At 66.4% G+C, this 17,345-nt stretch carries 19 protein-coding genes and 2 pseudogenes; 7 read left to right on the top strand and 14 right to left on the bottom strand.

What is annotated here, in order from left to right:
* Positions 1-204, bottom strand: a pseudogene (locus A5707_RS19510) (hypothetical protein); the annotation flags it as partial.
* A 152-nt stretch (positions 205-356) separates the two neighbouring features.
* On the opposite strand from A5707_RS19510, the gene A5707_RS23985 reads away from it, so the two are divergent.
* Positions 357-512 (top strand): hypothetical protein, encoded by a 156-nt coding sequence (locus tag A5707_RS23985; protein ID WP_156658158.1) that lies wholly within the window; start codon positions 357-359, stop codon positions 510-512.
* A gap of 53 nt (positions 513-565) precedes the next feature.
* On the opposite strand, the gene A5707_RS19505 is transcribed toward A5707_RS23985, so the two are convergent.
* The 4 genes from A5707_RS19505 to A5707_RS19490 form a co-directional block, all read right to left on the bottom strand.
* On the bottom strand, positions 566-793 hold the full coding sequence (locus A5707_RS19505) for a hypothetical protein (protein ID WP_065016093.1): 228 nt from the start codon (positions 791-793) through the stop codon (positions 566-568).
* The gene (locus A5707_RS19500; protein ID WP_065016092.1) at positions 786-1,364 is read right to left on the bottom strand and encodes a ParA family protein; all 579 of its coding nucleotides are present in this window, start codon (positions 1,362-1,364) and stop codon (positions 786-788) included. The genes A5707_RS19505 and A5707_RS19500 overlap by 8 nt, the downstream gene beginning before the upstream one ends.
* Before the next feature lie 127 nt (positions 1,365-1,491).
* Positions 1,492-2,217, bottom strand: a complete 726-nt coding sequence (locus A5707_RS19495) for a PaeR7I family type II restriction endonuclease (RefSeq protein WP_065016091.1) — start codon at positions 2,215-2,217, stop codon at positions 1,492-1,494.
* Entirely contained in the window at positions 2,214-3,872 is a 1,659-nt protein-coding gene (locus A5707_RS19490) for an Eco57I restriction-modification methylase domain-containing protein (RefSeq protein WP_065016090.1), read from the bottom strand. Before A5707_RS19490 ends, A5707_RS19495 begins: the two co-directional genes overlap by 4 nt.
* 140 nt (positions 3,873-4,012) lie before the next feature.
* Between A5707_RS19490 and A5707_RS19485 the strand changes: the two genes are divergently transcribed.
* Entirely contained in the window at positions 4,013-4,477 is a 465-nt protein-coding gene (locus tag A5707_RS19485) for a hypothetical protein (protein ID WP_065016089.1), read from the top strand.
* Positions 4,478-4,663: 186 nt separating this feature from the next.
* On the opposite strand, the gene A5707_RS19480 is transcribed toward A5707_RS19485, so the two are convergent.
* Both A5707_RS19480 and A5707_RS19475 read right to left on the bottom strand, forming a co-directional pair.
* Positions 4,664-5,059, bottom strand: a complete 396-nt coding sequence (locus A5707_RS19480; RefSeq protein WP_197495380.1) for a helix-turn-helix transcriptional regulator — start codon at positions 5,057-5,059, stop codon at positions 4,664-4,666.
* Between the two features lie 219 nt (positions 5,060-5,278).
* Positions 5,279-5,491, bottom strand: a complete 213-nt coding sequence (locus A5707_RS19475; protein WP_065016087.1) for a helix-turn-helix domain-containing protein — start codon at positions 5,489-5,491, stop codon at positions 5,279-5,281.
* A 106-nt stretch (positions 5,492-5,597) separates the two neighbouring features.
* Here A5707_RS19475 and A5707_RS19470 point away from each other — a divergent pair, with 106 nt between their 5' ends.
* The 3 genes from A5707_RS19470 (at position 5,598) to mobF (ending at position 11,703) form a co-directional block, all read left to right on the top strand.
* Entirely contained in the window at positions 5,598-6,119 is a 522-nt protein-coding gene (locus tag A5707_RS19470) for a hypothetical protein (protein ID WP_065016086.1), read from the top strand.
* 77 nt (positions 6,120-6,196) lie between these two features.
* Positions 6,197-6,403, top strand: coding sequence for a toxin-antitoxin system (locus A5707_RS19465; RefSeq protein WP_065016085.1), 207 nt, complete (start codon positions 6,197-6,199; stop codon positions 6,401-6,403).
* Positions 6,404-8,088: 1,685 nt separating this feature from the next.
* Entirely contained in the window at positions 8,089-11,703 is a 3,615-nt protein-coding gene (gene mobF, locus A5707_RS19460) for a MobF family relaxase (RefSeq protein WP_232000773.1), read from the top strand.
* A 4-nt stretch (positions 11,704-11,707) separates the two neighbouring features.
* On the opposite strand, the gene A5707_RS23980 is transcribed toward mobF, so the two are convergent.
* Positions 11,708-11,920 (bottom strand): hypothetical protein, encoded by a 213-nt coding sequence (locus A5707_RS23980; RefSeq protein WP_156658156.1) that lies wholly within the window; start codon positions 11,918-11,920, stop codon positions 11,708-11,710.
* Between the two features lie 11 nt (positions 11,921-11,931).
* Complete coding sequence (locus A5707_RS19455; protein WP_156658154.1) at positions 11,932-12,939, bottom strand: hypothetical protein; 1,008 nt, start codon at positions 12,937-12,939, stop codon at positions 11,932-11,934.
* Between the two features lie 1,047 nt (positions 12,940-13,986).
* Here A5707_RS19455 and A5707_RS19450 point away from each other — a divergent pair.
* Positions 13,987-14,160, top strand: coding sequence for a hypothetical protein (locus tag A5707_RS19450; RefSeq protein WP_156658152.1), 174 nt, complete (start codon positions 13,987-13,989; stop codon positions 14,158-14,160).
* Positions 14,161-14,341: 181 nt separating this feature from the next.
* Here A5707_RS19450 and A5707_RS19445 read toward each other — a convergent pair whose 3' ends face one another.
* The 3 genes from A5707_RS19445 to A5707_RS19435 form a co-directional block, all read right to left on the bottom strand.
* Entirely contained in the window at positions 14,342-14,764 is a 423-nt protein-coding gene (locus A5707_RS19445; RefSeq protein WP_156658150.1) for a hypothetical protein, read from the bottom strand.
* Positions 14,765-14,874: 110 nt separating this feature from the next.
* Positions 14,875-15,165 (bottom strand): hypothetical protein, encoded by a 291-nt coding sequence (locus A5707_RS19440; RefSeq protein WP_065016081.1) that lies wholly within the window; start codon positions 15,163-15,165, stop codon positions 14,875-14,877.
* 170 nt (positions 15,166-15,335) lie between these two features.
* Complete coding sequence (locus A5707_RS19435) at positions 15,336-16,094, bottom strand: YfbU family protein (RefSeq protein ID WP_065016080.1); 759 nt, start codon at positions 16,092-16,094, stop codon at positions 15,336-15,338.
* 176 nt (positions 16,095-16,270) lie between these two features.
* Between A5707_RS19435 and A5707_RS19430 the strand changes: the two genes are divergently transcribed.
* A complete protein-coding gene (locus tag A5707_RS19430) occupies positions 16,271-16,504 on the top strand; it encodes a DUF2188 domain-containing protein (RefSeq protein ID WP_065016079.1) in 234 nt (77 codons plus the stop codon).
* Positions 16,505-16,520: 16 nt separating this feature from the next.
* On the opposite strand, the gene A5707_RS19425 is transcribed toward A5707_RS19430, so the two are convergent.
* Both A5707_RS19425 and A5707_RS19420 read right to left on the bottom strand, forming a co-directional pair.
* The gene (locus tag A5707_RS19425; protein WP_065016078.1) at positions 16,521-17,087 is read right to left on the bottom strand and encodes a recombinase family protein; all 567 of its coding nucleotides are present in this window, start codon (positions 17,085-17,087) and stop codon (positions 16,521-16,523) included.
* Positions 17,084-17,345, bottom strand: a pseudogene (locus A5707_RS19420) (hypothetical protein); the annotation flags it as partial. The gene A5707_RS19425 and the pseudogene A5707_RS19420, both read right to left, overlap by 4 nt.

Raw genomic sequence — 17,345 nt, 5'->3', positions numbered from 1 at the left:
CAACGTCTCACCGATGCCGGCGAGCACGTCACCCCGCCCCAGCAGCGCAGCGACGGCTGCCACCTCGCCGGCCGACCAGACAGACCGGTACTCATCCCAGCCGTAAATACGCGCCAGGCCCGCACGGTGCAGCAAGTCCGCCGCCCGGCGCGCACGGTCCTCATCGGTCGGCCGGCGGAACAGATCGCTCATCACATCACCCATGTCTCTGATCCTGCCCTGCCCCACCGACAAAAGCGGGACGCGATTACGGGACCACTAACCCGCAGTTCGGCGCACCGCCGCACCGCCGTCCCGCTAACGATCGTTACCGAGACAAGGCCAGGCGTGTCACACGCCCGGAATATGTTTCCCGCATGTCTAACCACCTTGAAGACGCCTGCACCTTTCTCGACTCTGTCAGCCAAGCCGTCATCGGTGATGCAGACGACGCCGCAAAGGTCGACCGCTGGCTTCGAATGGCCCAGATCAATGCGCTGCTGGCCATCGCGCAGGCAGTCAAAGACCGGTGACTGGCCACCACTCAGCGGCGAGCTCGAATCGGACCTACGTCGCAATGACGTAATTACGTCGTTACGTTCTCTGTGAGCCACTTGCTGGCCAGGTCCGTCAGGATCTTGCTCATGCTGGTGTCGCGGTCGAGCGCGGCCTGCTTGAGTGCACGCACCGTCGCACGAGGCAGGTACACCGTCGCCCGCTGCATGTCATCGGCTGGTGACCGGAATGCCTCAGCGGCTCGCTTGGCCGGCTCCGTCTTGACCCGCGCGGCCATCTTCGACGACAGATCAGGCATGGACCAAAGCCCCCATCAACTCGTTGAGCACATCGTCGTAGCCGTGTAGATGGCCCGGTGCCGCGCCGTAAGCGCGCCGGATGCCTTCCCTGCGGACGATGGGTGTACCGACCACTGGGACACCCTCGCCTTCCAGGAGCACCCGCACCTCGTCAGCTAGGCGCGTGCGCATATCCACACCGGTCAACAACACGGCAGTCGGGCGATGCGCGGTGATCTCCAGAGTCGGCCACACTCGGCGGACGTCCAGCGGTGAGGCCCCGGTCGGCACGACCACCAAGTCGGCCACCTCGATCGCCTCCTGAATAACCTGCGCCGTCCCCGGCGGCGTATCGACGATCACCAACTCTCTATCGCGATCAACTGTCAACGGGCGGCCCGCCGGCACAACGGGGAACGGCAGCGGCGCGTCGCCACGAGCATCCGCTGCCCACTCCAGAGCAGACCCCTGCGGATCGGCATCCACCAGAACCACGTCCAGTCCGCGCTGCTGCGCGGCCGTCGCCAGGTACACCGCGGAGGTCGTCTTAGCGACCCCACCCTTCGTATGAACCAGAGAGATCACAGCCATGCGGAAGACTGTACGCAATGACGTAATGACGCCACTGCATCGACACGCTATGACGTACTGACGTAATTACGTCTCGGGTGGCGACGGGACCAACCGCGGTCCGCCGTGCCGAGGCCTCGCGAAATTCCTATTCTCGGCCGAGGGCTTGGAGCGCGAATTTCACGCGGGCCTCGATCTGGGTGGACAGCGTCTGCGCTGTGGCCGTCGGGATCGGTTCGTCGTAGCCGATGGTGCCGTCACTGTTGACCCAGGTTGTCACCATCCACCCGGCGTCGTAGATCTTCTGCGAGATGAATCGTTCGATCGCTGTGGCGTACTGCTTGGCGTACGTCATGTTGTCGAACGCAGGATCGGTGAGGGGAAACCGCAGTCGCGCCCTTTGGGGGCCGGTGAGGCGGATCGGGTTCCCGCTCTCGCAATCTCGGCTGAACGTCATGCACCATGCGGCCCAGACTCCGAGGTTGCCGAAAGCGCCCGTCAACTCTTGCACCGCCTTCGCATCAACGGAGCTGCCGATGGCCTCCTCGATGCGGTTGTTGGCGTTGTTGCCGGGGCTCGAAGCCTGGGATTTGAGTTCGACGACTCCGACCAGGTGGCCCTTGTGCATCGCCACGACATCCCAGTTCTTCGACCGGCGGTAGTAGCCCGGAACGACGCTATCCACGGTGACATCGGTCTCGGCGAGGCCGGCGTCGATGAACATCTGGCGAACGAACTGGGCGATGCTCTGCATGTGCAGCGCATTACGTGCCTGTGCCCCGGTATCGGACTTGCCGGCGGCCGCGAGCCGGGCAACAGCCTCGTTCTTTGCCGCCCACCAGTTGACGAGGAGCGGCTCAATTTCACGCGTCACGAACGGACGCTATCGGTGAGTTCGTACTCCGCGAGGTCGATCCCGTAGGCATCAGCGGCAGCTGCGGTGGCTGCGTCGACATCGCGGGTACGGAACGCGGCGCGTAGTTCTGCACAGGTCTGGTCGGCGATGGAGTCAGCCTCGGGCACGCGGATGCGTTTGAGGTACTGCGCCTGGAATCGCAGTGTGCCGCCCCGCATCCGGACGCAATAGGCCTCGATGAACGCCTGCGCGATCCGCGACAGCAACAGGCCGCCCAGCACCTCCATGTCCCAGGTGTCCGACACGACGTAATACAGATTGTGGTGGGGGTAGTGGCCTCCCGGGTCAAGAACTGGGTGGATGTGCGCCTTCATGTCCTGCAGTAGAAGTTTCGGCTTGCCGGTCAGGTCGGCGTGCACCTTGTCGATCGTGCGGTGCCACGACGCGGGCGCCTTCTTGGCGATATGGCGCTCGAGCAGTGACGGGTACCTGGACAAATACGCAGCAAGGCGCGGGTAATCCTCCAGTGCCACCAGGGTCCCATCCTCCGCCCACGGGTTGACCAGGTAATTGCCCTGCCATTGCAGCGTCCCGGTCATCAGGTCGCGGCGCATCGCCAGCGGCAGAATCCGGTCCTCCTCGACGACAGTCGGGTCGTCGGTGACGTACACCTTGTCTGCACCCGTCGCAACCCCGATGGACACCTTCGTCCCCGTCCCCTCCGGGTCATGCAGCGGCCAGAACTTTCGGTTGAGGTGTTCGATCAGTGCAAGCCGCGCCGGTGATCCGGTCGGCCACAAATCCGCGCCGGCGAACCACTGTGGCAGCCGGTGCGCGGTCACGCCAGGTGCCTCGAACTCGATCAGCGACTCATCCGAAGACCAGCGCGCAAGCGCCCGGGCGCTGTCCTCATCGAAGGCCGCGGTGGTATCGGCGACCACTGCCGAGCCCTGCTTTCGCTTGGACAGCACAGTGATCGCGGGATAGGCCGACACTTGTTCCTCGAATGCGTCCACGTCATGCATCGTCCAGACGTGATCAACAGAGTGCCCGCGCACCACCAGCTCGCGCAGACCCGCGCCGTACTGGTTCCGCATCCACCGATCAGCGCAGATGAACCCAACCTTGCCGCCAGGCCCGAGCATGTGGAGCGAGCGCTCGATGAAGCCCACGTAGATGTCGCCGCGGCCGCGCATCGCCGGCCACCGGCGACGGTACTCAGCGGCGAGGTTGGCGGGCAGGTCGTCGTACCGGATGTAGGGCGGGTTGCCGATCACCACATCGGCGCGGCGCGTCCCGCTGTCAGACAGGAGGAAATCCGCATGACGCACCCACATCGTCGCGAGCTCATCGGCCACCGATGTGGAGACGCCCGCCGCGGTGAGCAGGGCACGGCACAAATCTCGATTTGTCTCGACGTGCTCGGGTTGCAGGTCATAGGCGCGGACCGCAGCGCCGAGGCTGTGAAAATCACGCTGGTGTGCGACGGCGCTGACGATGAGACGTTCCACCGCCGGGCCGAGGAAGGCGCCAGAGCCGCACGACGGTTCCACCAGACATAGACCTCCCAGGTCCCGATCGGATGTGTAACCCGTGAGGTCGAGCAAGACCTCCGCAACCCACCGGCGGGTGAACACCTCGCCGTACTGCGGAGCCGGGAGAAGCACTGTCACCCGATCACCCTATTCGCGCCGACCGACGATCCGGCGCTACGCCATACGGGCACCGAGGACGAAGTAGCGGAGCGCAATAGCGTAATAACGTAAAGTCACTATTACGTCATTACGTTTCGTCGGGCACGTGAGGTGGCACTGTGGAGCAGTTCGCAGAGCGGGTGATCGCATCGTGGGGGGACGGCACCTGCGACGACGACCTCCTTGCCAGCATCGAAACGCTGTACCAGGCGCGGCTGCGGTTCCCGCCATCGTGGCCTGAACATCGCCGCCAGGACTTCATCGCCCGCCATGCTGACCTCGCTGCCAGCGAGCTGGGCGGCCTATTCGACGACCTCATCGACACCGTCATCAATGACCACGGGCTCCAGCACGGGGTCATGCCACACAGTGAGGACGCCGCCCAACTTGTCCATGCTGCCCGCCGCGACGCCCTCGACGACTTCCTGATGCGCATCGACGACGACATGGTCAACGAGATCGCCGTCGCGGCCGCCCAAGACCCGGGCCGCGGCCACGGCAGCATGACCGCCTGCGGGCCAGGCCAACGGCCGGCCACCATCACCACGTGCCGTCGCCGGCCACGGCACAGCTCACGACCCTGAACTCTCGCCCCGATCAAGGCGCTCGGAGTGCTCCAGGTGGCCGGTAGCGAAGCGGACGATATCGGCCAGGCTCCGGACAACGTCCACGACAGCAGCAGATACGAGTGCAGTGATGATGACGGTAAGCATCAGCTCTCCCTTGTGCGGTTTACAGCCCCCTACCAATTGGGGCTGCGGCGCAGCTTCCTACACAGGGGTGCACGCAGAAGGCCGCGGCGCGGTCACACGCCCAACCGGCTGACCTTCCCGTAACTGGGCTGCGAACCTGGCCTGGACGTCCCGCCGTGCGGACCGCTGGCCGGCTGTCAGGCTGCTGGCCTCCGCGTCGTAGAAATCGTCGTGGGAGTCATAAGGTTCCAGTACAACGCGCAATTCCAGATCGACGGCCACCAAGATCCGCGCCAGCACCGGCAGCGACGGTTGCCGCGATCCCGACTCGATCCGCGCAATGGTCGACTGCGGAACATCCGCTACCCGCGCCAGATCCCGCTGAGACATACCCGCGCGGGCACGCGCAATCCGCAGCAGGTTCCCCGCCAACCGCTCGACATGGCCGGACGTCGTCGGGCCCATAACCGCCATCCCCACACGATAGCCAATTAGGTATCGCCAATCCGGCGACGCAATGATGCATTTACGTCATTACGTCACGACGCCCCTTCCTGGCCCGCACATTGTGGTGAACGTTCCGGTGGTGGGCGTCAAGGGCCACGGCCGCTACGCGGTCGACCGCAGGCCGACCCTTGACGCCCACCACCGGAACGCACAAGAGCGGCCAGTACGAGGAAGGGGCAGCTGCGGCTACGCCCTGCGGGCGTTGTACTTCAAGAACCCCTCCACCGCCTGCCGGGTCACCCCAAGCTCAGCCGCAATTCGCGACATTGTGTAGCCAGACTCAAGCAGTCGGCGGGCAGCCTGACGCCGCCGCTCCCGGGCATCGGCACTCTCCGCCGAAAGCCGGTTAAGGTCCGCGTGGGCACGCAGCAGCTCAGCAAGTGCGGCGCCTTCGTCCACACGACCACCTCCCCGAACCTTGACGCAAGCCTATCTTGACACAAGTCTCCTACAGACCTACTGTCAAGACAGCCTTGCATCATTTAGCGCGCGGAGGTACCACGTCATGAGTCTGGCCGCATTCCACGACACCGCCCTGGCGCACTTCTGCAATCCTCCGGCCACTTGGCGTATCGACCACGGCTGCGACGGATGGTGGGCCGTCACCGACGTCCACGGTGCACCCATTGAGCGTTACCAGACCCAGCGCCAGGCCGAGCGTGCCCGACACAGCGGTCCCGCCGCCGAGGCGTGGTACAGCCGCACCGACTGGTATCTGGGCTACGCCGCCGGCCGTGCCCTCACCGGACCCGAACGGCTCGCCGTCGCCGAAATCGTCGAACAGATCGACGACTGCACCAGCGCGCAGCGGCCCGTCCGCTTCATCGACCAGGACCCCGACGACGACCGGACATGGATCGCAACCCAGCGCCCTGACGGGCGGTATCGCGTACGCGGCGCCGGCCTGTACCCGCACGACGTCGACGACCTCGAGTTCCTCGACCAGCCAGCCGACACTCGACTGGCCACCCTGGTGGCTTGCCTCATCGGCTACGGCACCGCCAGGGCGCCCGCCGCGGTTGCATGACCAGCCGATCACAAAAACATCACGGGAAGCGGCGTGTCCTAGCGGGCGTAACTGCTACACCGTGCAACGCTCCCGGTATGGCTCAACCGCATAAGGGCAACCGAACGCTCATCGCGGCTCGTCCTGCCCAAGACGTGTACGAGGAAGTTCGCCGCCGGGCGGCCGCCCTGGGCATCAGCATTTCGCAATACGCGTCCGACGTACTCGCCGAGCACATCGGACGCCCCGATCTCGTCCGCGAGCTCAACCGCGACCGCGAGGAGGGATTGCCACTAGCGATGTGAGCAGCAGCCCGGGTAACTGGCCCCGGGCAGACGTGACAGCTCAATAAACGACGAAAGCCCCGGCGGGAACCAGGGCTTTCGGTGCCCCTCGAAAGGGACGTGTCTTGGTCGACTCGTCTCACGGTAGCGCATATCTGCCTCGTCTTCGAGTCAACGCGCAATCCCGTGACCACCGTGTTTCTCAAATCCACGCTGACCTGTGTGTTGTCGATAGGCAACATCGTCGTCGGGACTGGATCACCCGCGCGGGCTCGTGTGCGGCCCGCATTCCGGTGTGGCGCAGCCGCCAGGCGTGGCTCGATGATGTGCAGACGTGGGCGGCCTCACCGCTGCTAGCGCAGGTGTGTCGCAGTGAGCGGGTGTCGATTGCGGCTCCGACGCTCGTAGCGGTTGCCACCGCAATGGCCGGGCACGCCGATCACGCAACCGGCCGCAACTGTGCGGCGACCCGCGCCACAATCGGCGCTGTAGCCGGCTGTGGCCCCGACACGGTAACTGTCGCCTGGCGCATCCTGCGCACCGCCGGCTGGGTCCTGGAGGCACAACGCGGCCACGGCTCGGCCACCACTCCCGGATGCGGCCGCCGGCCATCGATCTACCACCTGATCCCGATTCGACAGCAGCCCACAGCTGCGCCGGCGGCTGTGGAGTTTCCCGACCTACCGCCGAAGGCGGGTGTTAGCTCTTTACGTCCCGTAGGGACTTCCTCACCAAGCGCGCATCCGCGCGCCCGCATAGAGAACCCCCGACCAAAAAACCGTTGCCCGCAACGCGGGCCACGACCGCTACGGATGCAGCGCCTGGCCGCTGAGCTCATCAACGCTTGTCATGGGTTATCCCACGGTCACGCCGGGGCAATCTGCGATGCCATCAGTGCCGCTGGTATCGACCCCCAGGTGTGGACGGCACGCCAGATCACTACCGCGCTCAATGCCGACATGGCCGCACTCGGATGGACATGGCCGGACCGTGTCGAGCGCCCCGGTGCGTTCCTCGCCAGTCGCCTCCGCCGACTGGACTGGCGTCCCTTCGGGCCGCCACCGAACAACGACGGCGGCTACGCCGCCGGCACGGACACGAACAATCAGCCCGCAGGGGCACCGGACGGTACGTCTGTGCGACAGGCACCTGCCAGTGCTGCCCACCGGGCACAGATGATGACCACCATCCGCGCAACCCTCACCCAACCCCGTAGCGGCCCAGCCGTGCGCGCCCAAGCAGCGACTGGGCAGCCCGTCTCACGCCGTTGACCGAGTAGCTGGGCACGAGCGTCTATGCACCGACAGCGCCACCCGACCGTGCCGTCATCCGTGGCCCCCAACCGCACACACCTACCAATTGGTTGGGCATCCGATCCGAACGCGCACCAGTGCAGCCAACCAGCGCCCAACGCCGGTCGCACATCGGGCGCTCACCGCACTACGGCTTGTATTCAATAGCTGCCCTAACCATTTATCGAGTTGCCGCGATTCTGCACGCAACACGGCGGACACTTCACCAGTTCGTCTTGCGTTCCTGCCCATCACCTTCTGTTGTCCTCCCCCGGTCATCTACGTACCTCATCCGCCTGCCTCCATCCCCTCACCTGCTACTCGTTGCCGCCCTCTAACTGCCCTACACCAGCTAACTCTTTCCCCACCTCCTATAACCTCTTGGCACATTTGCACAATTTGTGCAAGACTCCGGTGAGCACACCTGGCGGTGCGCTCACCCTTGGCCCGGCCGGCGGGCCGACTGAGCGGGAGGCGGTGGCGATTGTGCTGACCTGCAACCCGCTGAAGCGGTGGGGGATCGACTACTACAACCGGACCGCGCGGGAAGCCGGCCAGGCCGCCAAGGACGCCGAACGCGGCGGTGGGTTGGGCGAGTATTACGCCGAAAACGAGACCCGAGTGCCGACGTGGATGGTCGCCGGCGACGTCCACGGCGCGGCGAATCTGGTCGGTTTAACCGACGAGCAGCGCGCCGGCGGGCACGCCGATTTGGATACGGTGACGCGCTGGCTGGAGGAGGGAATCGCACCTAACGGTGCGCACGGCCGGCGCTTCGCTACCGATGACAACCGGGGCTTTGACGTGACGGTTTGCGCCCCGAAGAGTGTGAGTTTGTTGCGTGCCTACGGCGATGACGTGACGCAGAAGGCGGTGCAGGATGCGCACACGATCGCGGTGAAAGAAGCCCTGGAGTACCTGGCCGACCATGCTGGCTACACCCGCGTGCACAACAACGTCACGGGGAAAAAGGACCTGCAGAAGTTGCCGGGTCTGGTTGCGGTGGCCTACCAGCATGAGACCAGCCGCGCCGGAGACCCCCACCTGCACACGCACGTCATCGTGTCCAACAAGCAGGCCCGCACCGACGGGAAGCTGGGTGCAATCGACTCTGATCAGCTCTGGCATGAGTCCAAAGCGGCCGGGGTGATCTACCAGGCCACGCTGCGGCGGGAGCTGGCGCGGTCGATCGGCGCCGAGTGGCAGCCCGTTGATGCACACACTGGGATGGCCGACCTCGTCGGCATCGATCCCGCGGCGCTCAAGGCGCACTCCACACGGTCCACCCAGTTGCGTGAGTGGGCGCAGAACAAGCTGGAGCTGGTGGACGGGAAGCCGACCGCTGCGCAGCTCGCCAAGGCGCAAAAGGCGACCCGGCCTAAAAAGCCGGAGGGGCTTTCCTGGGCGCAGTTGCAGGCGCAGTGGCGTGCCGATCCGCGGGGTTTCCGCATCGACTACGACGCCGTCGACAGGGCGCGGCGGGAGCGTCAGGAGACGCCGGCGGTGCTGATGGCTGAGGACGTTGCGGCTGCCGCCGAGGCGATCGACAAGGCGGCGTTCACCCGGGCCGACCTCGTGCAGATCATCGGTGCGCAGCTACCGGTCGAGCTTGACGGGGATAGCCGATCACCGCGGCAGCAGATCGAAGCCGCCGTCGACCAGGTCGGAGTGCGCATCAGCGAGCCGCGCCAGGCTCACCACCGGGAGGGCCACGATCGCTACACGCTGGATGTGATCCTGGCGCAGGAAAAGCACCTTTTTGGGCTGGCGGATTCGCGCATCGACCGCGATGTCGACATGACCGTCGCCGACCGGGACACCGCCGGGCTGTCGCCCGATCAGGCCCGCGCCGTCACAGCGATCGCTGAATCACCGCGTCTCGTCCAACCGTTGACCGCACCGGCCGGCGCCGGGAAAACCCATTCACTGAAAGCACTGCGCGCGGCGGCGCATCGTGCCGGTCGCAGTGTGGTGGTGCTGTCCCCGCACGGCCGGGCCGTCGATGTGGCGATCAGTGAGTGCGCCGGGGACCGCGGCTACACCGTCGATGCCGCCCTGGCCGCACTGAAGACAGGACGCCTGACCCTGGATACCACCACCGTGGTGGTCGTCGATGAGGCTGGCCTGGCTGGTGACCCGCAGCTCTTGCGACTGCTACGCATCACCACCAAAAACGGGGTGAAGACGGTGCTTGTCGGTGATCCGCACCAGCTCGCGCCCGTGCGTAAACGCGGCGGGATGTTCGACCAGCTCAGCACCGAACTGCCCTGGGCGCAGCGCCTATCGGAAGTGTGGCGGATGCGCGATCGCGCCGAACGCACTGCGTCGCTGGCGCTGCGCAACGGCGGCGGTGCTGCGCTGCGCAAGGCGGTCGAGTGGTATCGCCGCCACGATCGGTTGCGCTGTGGTGACCAGGTGACGATGGCCGCCGACGCACTGGCCGCCTACCGTGCCGACGTCGCCGCCGGCAAAGAAGCGCTGCTGACGGCGGACTCCTGGGAGCTGTGCGACGCCCTCAACGCCCAGCTGCACAACGAGAGCACCGGTGACAGCCCGACTGTCACCGGTGCGCGCGATCACCAGATCGGGCGCGGCGACATCATCGTCAGCCGCCGCAACGACACCAACGTCGTTGTGGTGTACCGCGACGAGCAGGGAAGGCTCAGCGAGGACCGGCCCGCACCGCAGGTCCGCAACGGCCAACGTTGGCAGGTCCATTCAGCCCGTATTGATGAGCGCGGCCGTCAGAGCCTCCTTGCGCGACGCCTCGACGACGACGCTGTAGCGGTCTTTCACGGTGCCTACCTGCGTGAGCACGTGCACCTCGGGTACGCGGTCACCCTGCAATCGGCGCAGGGTGTCACCGCTGACACCTCGTACCCGGTCGTCTCCGAGCGCACCGACCGCAACACGCTGTACGTCGGGATGACCCGCGGCCGCGAGACCAACAGGGCGTTCATCTACGACAAGATCGCCGGCGAGCAGGACCACGAGCACGGCGAGAGCGTGCCCGGAATCCGGGAAGCACGTCGCGGCGACAGCCACCAGGCCGCGACCCTGGTGCGGGCTATCACCGGCCGCGACACCCGACCCCGCTCGGCACACCAAGTTGCCGCCGATACCGATCGCACCCAGCTCGACAGCCGACTCCAGGCCGACCTGGTCGCCCAAGCCCGGATCACCAGCCGCCGGCGCCGCGAGCACCGCGCCTGGCTCACCGCGCGGGCCGACACCCAGCGCGCCGCCGAGCAGGCCACGCAGCTGCGTACCGAGCTGGCCATGCTCCGCACCGCCGGCAATATGCGCGTCGAGCGCGGATTCAACCCCGTCGACCACCTCACCGGACTGCCGCAGCCAGCCGCCGACACCCTCACCATCGCCGCCCGCAGCGGCCACACCGTCACCCCGATCCGCGCCGGTGTCGACGATGAGCAGACCTACGCGGCGATGCGTGCCCTGCACACCGCAGCCGCCGACAAGGCCCATCGGGTGGTGTGGACGGCCGCGAGCAAGGCCTGGCGTGCTCAGGCGCGCGCCGCCGACGTTGCCGACGAATACCCAACCATCAAGAACCTGTATGACCAGCTGGGCCAGCTCGCCGATGGCCACCAAGCGGGCCAGCCCCGACCCGACCACCACAACACGCTGATAGTGATCGACCACGCCGAGGCCATCCACCCGGCCAACCTCGTCACTCTGAGCCAACGAGCGGCCGCGATCAACACCCGCCTCGTGCTGCTCGACCGCGGCGACAAGGGACCAGCAGGTCCCCTACTGGACCTGCTACAGAACGACCTGCCCTGGGCGGGGAACCTCACCACCGAACCCGCACCACACCGTCAGCCGGCCGCACTCGAACACGCCGCCGGGGACACCGCCAACGAGGCCCGAGCCCAGCGCGCCGCACTACTCCAAGACCATCACCGTGACGCCGAGCACACTGACGCACTCTGGAACCGAATCGCCCAGGGCCGCAATCGAAGCCGTGACAAAGGACGCAGCGCCGGCGACTACGGCGTGGAGCTCTGACGATTCAGCTCAATCGTGTCCGGGCCCGCTCGATAGCGGAGGCCTCCACATCGGCCGCACGGTCAAGACGCATCTGTCGAGCAGTCTCCCGCCACGAGGCCGTCTCAGCGAGTACGGCCGCCGTGATCGGATCAACGATGCCGTCGATCTTTAACGGCGGCGGGCACCCGGTTGGTGGGTCCACAATCCCCTCGAGCTTGGCGTCTGAGCTAGACATGTTCGTACTCCTTATCCAGCGCGCTTTTGCTCGCTTAAGTGGTGTTCCATGGCAGCAAGGGTGGAGACAACGAGTGAGCCGAAACCTGCCGCCATCGCGCAGTACACGACGTCGGCAAGGCGTGGGGGGCGGGCCTTCCAGCAGCGGACAAGCTCGATCATGCGGCCGGCGCGGTAGTAGTGCTGATACCACAGGATCGCTGCGCGGGCGGCGTCGGAACCGTCGTTGTCCCGGGGCGCGTGGGTGTCGGGCCACAGGGCCGCACCGTTGTCCCGCTGTTCGGCAGCCTGGTCGTAGGTCGCCCACACCTCCGCATCGGCCGTCCCATCGTTGACCGCCTGGAGTATTTCCGCGTCAGCGGCGTGCACCAGCGCCGAGCCGGTGCCGTCGGGCTTGGCAGCTTCTTTAAAGACGGTGCCGGTCAGCGTTGCGCCAGCCCAGGCTGACATATCGCCACCGCGGTCGAGGGCATCAACGCGCTGCGCCAGACCCGGGTCGAGCACCGTCAGACGGTGCCGATGCCCGGCATCGAGCTTCGGCGCCTCGCTGAGCATCCCGAGCGCATCCCGGTGCCGCAGCGATACGAAATCTCCTCCGCAGCTGGGCCGATCCGGCCACAGTTCGGTGGTCACGATCGCTGAGACCGACACGCCCGCAATCAGTTTGCGCATCCGGCCGAAATGGTCGACCAGGATTTTCGACGGCTGCTGGCAGCCCATCCAGTCTGCGGCCCACCCGACCGGCAACGTCGGGTCACTCACTGCGAGGTGTGCGGTGGTCGGCAAGTACACCTTCGGCGGCAGATACCCGCCGCCGCCCATGTTGTTGGCCACCATGATCTGAGACCCGTAGGGCGACCGCAGGACCGCGACCGCCCACACCACCAACATCTCCGAGGCCTCACTGCCACGCACCAGGCCAGCGAGCACCCGCTGCGCCGTAATCACGTCCGGATTGGTGTCCTCCGACGCGCCGGCCGCCGACGCCATCGCGGCCGACGTCCCTGACGTACCAGCCATCACCGGCGGCGGGCCACCGCCAGGAGCAGACCCCGGCCCGCCAGCCGGCCCCGGGCCAGGCCCACCACCACCGGCTGGACCCGTCACCGCACCACCGGCGGGGGAGCCAGCTCCCGGCGGGCTGTACGGCGCCAACGGTTGTCCGGCAGCCATCGCGCCGGCCGGGGGCATCATCCCGCCGCTGCCAGCCATGCCACCGGGAGCGCCAAACCCTCCTCCGCCACCGGCAGCGCCCGCCGGCTGCGACGCACCCGCTACGGCCGGAGGGACACCCGCAGCACTGCCAGCGCCACCTGTCTGTGGTGCAGAGACCATCGGCTGCTGCGATGAGAGCGGGGCCAACGGCTGCTGCGGCATTGGCGACGACGCTGGACCCGCAACACCACCAGACGAGCCCATACCCGAGGCCAAGCCCGACTGGAATCCGGCGCCAGCGTCAGCCAGCGGCGACGGCATCGAAGAACCGAACGAGGAACCGGTCGAGGCCGGTGACGTGCTCGCGGACCCTAGACCCGAGCTCAGCGAGCCAGGATTCAACCCCGATCCCATGCCCGATCCCATGCCCGATCCCATGCCACCAGATCCTCCCGAGCCCAGGCCAGACCCGAGGCCAGAGGGCATGCCCCCGCTGCTACCACTCGCGGGCCGCGCCTGCGTAGGCGTCATCGGCATGCCGGGTTGAGTCAGCGGCATATCGGATTTGATCGCGCGTGGTTGCCCATCCCCATTCGTCGCCGCGGTGTCGACCTGGATGTCCCGCTTGCTGTCGCCAGTCTCCGCGTCGTGTTCGCCCGCCGCACCATCCTTTTCGGCCTCCGCGCCGTCATCATTCGACTGCTTCCCGCGCTTCCGCGATGTATCTGATCCGCCGATGTTCGTGTCTGTGCTGGGTCGACGTGGAGCGGGTGCAGTCGAAAAGCCCACCGCGGTGATGTGGCCGGTTGCAGCCGCACTGCGCTCTGTCACCATCCCATCGGCCTCGGCGAGGGTCGCTGCCAGAATTCCTTGGGCGGCAGTGGTTTTTCCGAGTCGCAGCGCAGCGTTGTATTGCGGCTGCGCAGCCTCGATCAACAGATCGAGGTCGTACCGCAGGCCGCGCAGTTCGCTCGCAGCGTTTTCTACCGCAGTCCGGGCGAGCTCGTGATCATCGGCGTGGGCACACCACCGCGAGGCCTGCGCCGTCACCTCGGCGACCTGCGCGTCGCCGGCATCGCCTTTTAGTGCATCCGCGAGCCTGGGCCGGTGGTGGTGCGCCGTACGTGTGGCCGCCGCGCCCAGGGTGGCTGCATGCTGCGCAGCTGCGCTGGCCTGCTCGTCCAGTGCTGCAAGGTCGGTGTCGCTGGGGTACCGGCCCGCCCTGACCGCAGTGGCGAAATCAGTAGTGCCGGCATCCATGCTCTACTCACTCCCCGGCCGCGTAGCAGGCGTCCCACACGCGGTCATCCGCCTGGTTGGCCGGAGCGGCATTGAAGCTGTTCGGAGGCTGCACCGCACCCCGGACCTGCTCGTGGCTCAGCGCTGCGCTGTGCTGGCGCATCAGACGCAGAGACTCCTCTACCGCCTCGCGCACCTTCGGATCGGCATCGACGTTGTCACGCAGGGCTTCTGACACGTAATTGGTTGCTGGGATCATGTCTGCGCTCGTAGTCTGCGGCGCCGGAATTGCGGCATACGCTGCGGCGAAACGGGTGCATAGATCGATCGTCTGTGCACGTACTTCAGCGGCAGAAGGCTCGGCGGTGGCCGCCGGAGCTGGCGGGGTCGGCGCGGGGTTGATGTGTGCACCGAGGAGCCCGCCGGCCAAGCCCATGCCGAAGGCGGCCACAAGCAATGTGGCCACCCCTACGGTGCGGCGCACCGGGCGGCGGTTGTTAGCAGGCGAATACTGAGCAACGCCTGGAGTCGGAGCTAGAGGGGCGCCGGGCACCGGATACATCAGACCGCCGCCGACTTCCCGATCTCGGCTGCACCGGATTCATCGGCCGATTGCAGGGTGCTCTGGGTGACGGCCGCAGCCTGTACCACCGTGCTGGCCAGCGCTGCACGTTCGGCGTCGTGGGCGGCGAAGTGCGCCACCCACGGCTCCATTGCCGCACCTACGGCCGCCACGGCCGTACTCGATGTCGGCGGCAGAGACGGATACATCAACGATCCCGGTACGTCGGCTCGCCAGCCGGCGACTGCCTCCGGCAGCTCGTCCGGCCCTAGCTGGATCACGTCGGCCATGCCATCACCTCGATTCGTTCACGGATTGTGTTATTCGTTCACGGATTGTGTTATTCCCTCAGTGTCATTGCAGCTCAACCACATTCGGTTTAGCTCATGATAGTCCGCAGGTACGACAAACAGGCTGTTCTTGATCAGCGCCCGCTATACCCACATTGGATCGAGGTGAGCTACGGGCGGTTCGACGGGTGGACTCGAGCGCCAGCGATCTGCTCCAGCTCCTCCATGGACAGCAGGTACCCGTCCCGGCCGGATCCGCGACCGCGGCTGTCCTTGATACGGCGGTGCTCGGCGAGCATCCGCAGATAGATGTCGAGCATCCGGTGGTGGGAATTCCCGCCGTCGTTGTCGTCTAGCTGCGGCTGCAGCTCTGTCCACCGATCGTCGCTCATCAGGAACTTGACGTAGCTGGCCATGTGGCTTTCGAGTCCGTCGTTGTGGTCGAAGCCCTGGAACTCCAGTTCGTAACGCAGATCCTCGCTGACGGCGACTCCGTCCTTCTCCAGCCGCTGGATGCTGTACGTGATCACGCGGAACATGTCGAGTATGTCCAGGACGCGGTTGCAGTCACGCTTGGACAGTTCGGTCCTAAAGCCGGCGACCTCTCGCCAGTACTCCTCGGCGAAGCCTGACTCGATCACCCGCGCACGCTCCAGTTGATAGGCCGCGTCGCCGTCAACGTCGTTGGAGCCCTCAGGAAGCACGCGCGCCAGGATGCGGTGGAGCATCGAGAGCACCTGCCGGTCGGTGATCCGCATGGTTTCCGGTGCCGGCTCATCACCGTGATCGAGTTCCCGTTCGAACACGGGGACGACTGCCGCCATGACCAGATCGCGGACGTACTCGCTGAGCGTGACCCCCTCGGTGTCCGCCAACTCCTTGAGCTGATCACGGATCCGGTCCTCCACGCGGATATTCAGAACCGCCATATTATTCCTCCGTATCTATGTATGACGTATATCGTATCACTGTCATATCGTATTACGGTAGTGAGATTCGAGAGTCGGCGGCTGACGTGCTGGTTGACCGTGGCGCAGGTCCGCGCCTGTGTCGTACTGCGGGAGTAAGTTTTGAACAACCGATCCGGCCGATAAGGAGCAGCATCGTGGCTGACTACGACGTCCAGTACGACAAAGATTCAGGTGACTGGCGCGCCAAACGTGCGGGCGCAGGGCGAGCTGCTGGGCGCTACGGCACCCAGGCTGAGGCGCACGACGCCGCGCGGGGCTTCGCGGAACGCAGCGGCGGCGGCGAGGTTCGAGACCACCGCAAGGACAACAACCGGATTCGGAACACTGACACAGTCGGGAAAAAAGACCCCTACCCGCCAAAGGGCTGAACCCCGGGGCGGACCATCAGCTGGCCGCGACCGGGTTCTCGCCGAGCGTCCGGTAGACGGTTGACCGTCCGACCCCGAGCAGCTGAGCTATCTCCCACACTGGGACGCCTTGAGCACGTAACTGCTGGGCGTGCGCCAGTCGCACGCCCTTCAATGCGGGTCGGCGACCACCGACCCGGCCGCGTGCCCGGGCCGCGGCCAGTCCAGCCACCGTGCGCTCCCGCATCACGGCGCGCTCGAACTCGGCCAGCGCACCGAACACGTGTAGGACGAGTCGGCCGGCGGCGGTGCTGGTGTCGATCTGCTCCCCTAGGGACCGCAGCGCCACACCACGGCCCGCCAGGTCCTCGACGAGGCGCAGCAGCTCAGGCAACGACCGGCCGAGCCGGTCGAGGCGCGCAACCACCACGGTGTCGCCCTCCTGGGCCGTGGTGAGGAGATCAGCCAGCGCTGGCCGGTCGGCCCGTAGCCCAGACGCGGTGTCGGCGAAAATCTGTTCTGCGCCTGCCGCGTTCAGCGCGTCGACCTGAGCCTGCGTGTTCTGCTCCGCAGTCGATACCCGCGCGTACCCGAGCAGGCTCAAAGCTGGGCCTGGGTGACCGCGAACCAGTCGCGGGTGGCTGGACAGCCAGCGGCGATGTCGGCCTGGCCGTCGTCGAGGCCCCACAGGGCGCACGCCCACCGCTCCCAGGTCGATTCCAACGTCTCACCGATGCCGGCGAGCACGTCACCCCGCCCCAGCAGCGCAGCGACGGCTGCCACCTCGCCGGCCGACCGATGAGGACCGTGCGCGCCGGGCGGCGGACTTGCTGCACCGTGCGGGCCTGGCGCGTATTTACGG

Origin of the sequence: Mycobacterium kyorinense, assembly GCF_001672775.1 — a bacterium.
Taxonomy (GTDB): Bacteria; Actinomycetota; Actinomycetes; order Mycobacteriales; family Mycobacteriaceae; genus Mycobacterium; species Mycobacterium kyorinense_A.
The sequence above is the reverse complement of the archived record's forward strand: the minus strand, read 5'-3'. Positions and strand labels throughout refer to the sequence as shown.